Origin of the sequence: Acetobacterium sp. (assembly GCF_030652775.1) — a bacterium.
GTDB lineage: Bacteria > Bacillota > Clostridia > Eubacteriales > Eubacteriaceae > Acetobacterium.
Genome location: NZ_JAUSPS010000065.1, coordinates 1 through 1,367, shown reverse-complemented (window position 1 = coordinate 1,367; position 1,367 = coordinate 1). Strand labels below are relative to the sequence as shown.

Sequence of the window (1,367 nt, the reverse complement as noted above, 5' to 3'; positions counted from 1 at the left end):
AAATAGAGAAATGTGATCAATAAACCGGATAGCACCGGTACATTTAAGAGTTGGGAGAGAATCTCTCCGACGATACTGCGAAACTTGCTTTGTTCTGGCATGCTGCACCTCAATCTGTAAACTTTTACTTGTCATAGTTTAGTGTGATTGAGTGCGTTTTGCATGTGAAGATAGTGACAGGCGAGGTGTGGTTTTTTAAGGGGGTCACAGTGACCCTGAAAAGATTATCTCGCAAAGCAACTGTGTTGAAAGTCAAGGAGAAACAGGCTCAGGAGTAAGAGAATTTCGAATAATTGAGTTCAGATAAATGAGCATTTTATGCATACAAGCCACAATCGCGACCTTCTTAACCTTTCCCTTATCAAGTAAGTGCTTGTAATAAGGTCTGATGACTGGATTACATTTAATGGCAGAAATGGTTGCCATATAAAGGACTGTTCTTACAGTAGGTCGGCCACCCTTTATTCTTCTTTTTCCTCGGAAACGGCCGCTATCATTGTTGAATGGTGCAACACCCACTAAAGATGCAATTTTCTTACGATCAATAGATCCAAGCTCAGGAAGATCTGAAAGTAAAATGGCCGAAGTAACTTTACCAATGCCTGGAGTTGAACATAAGATTTCATCTTTTCTCTTGAACTCAGGAAATTGATCTATGTATTCATCGATCTGACCATTTAATTCATCTAATTCATGTTGGAGTAATGCCATGATCTTGGTGACACTATCTTGAGTAACAGGATGGGTACTATTCAGGTGATTTTTTTCCATTGTGAGCATTTCTATGACTTGTCGACGGCGTACCATCAAAGCTGAAAGGTGTTGTTCTTCTATGGTTGGCATCTTGGTTGGTTCTGGTTTCACTGCTTCACCAAAACGAGCAAGTAACTTGGCATCCACTTTGTCAGTTTTTGCTAACTGCCCTATGGACCGTGCAAACTCACGAACTCTTCGTGGGTTTACCAAGGCCACAGGAAGACCAAGTGATGAAAACTCTGTCAAGAGGGCATGTTCTAACCCACCGGTGGATTCTACAACGATCAGTTTGGGATGTAGATCAACTAACTTGATCGCAAGTTTAGAGATTGAAGCCCAAACATTTGGAATAGACCATGATTCATCATTGAAAAAGATATCGAGACGGGATTTGCTTACATCTACACCAACAATTCCTGAATACTCTTCACTCATTCTGCCCTTCCTTTTTTGTATAATCAAGTTGCCCGTTCTAGCAGAATTCGGGCTCTATGGCCCACACAACTGTTCGGGCAATACACAGACAGACCCAGCGACCCATGCTTTGCGACGGTCTTTGAGACCACTACGCCAATCGGTCTGCTGGGTCTCATTTATTATCATACTAGAAC

At 41.8% G+C, this 1,367-nt stretch carries 1 protein-coding gene; it reads right to left on the bottom strand.

Annotation, left to right across the window (positions count from 1 at the left end):
* Nucleotides 1-252: 252 nt before the first annotated feature.
* Complete coding sequence (locus tag Q7J41_RS11780) at nucleotides 253-1,191, bottom strand: IS110 family transposase (RefSeq protein WP_304888320.1); 939 nt, start codon at nucleotides 1,189-1,191, stop codon at nucleotides 253-255.
* Nucleotides 1,192-1,367: the final 176 nt, after the last annotated feature.

Bases quoted from the DNA above. Each gene is read 5' to 3' on its own strand.
- Q7J41_RS11780 (WP_304888320.1), bottom strand. From the start codon at position 1,191: ATGAGTGAAGAGTATTCAGGAATTGTTGGTGTAGATGTAAGCAAATCC.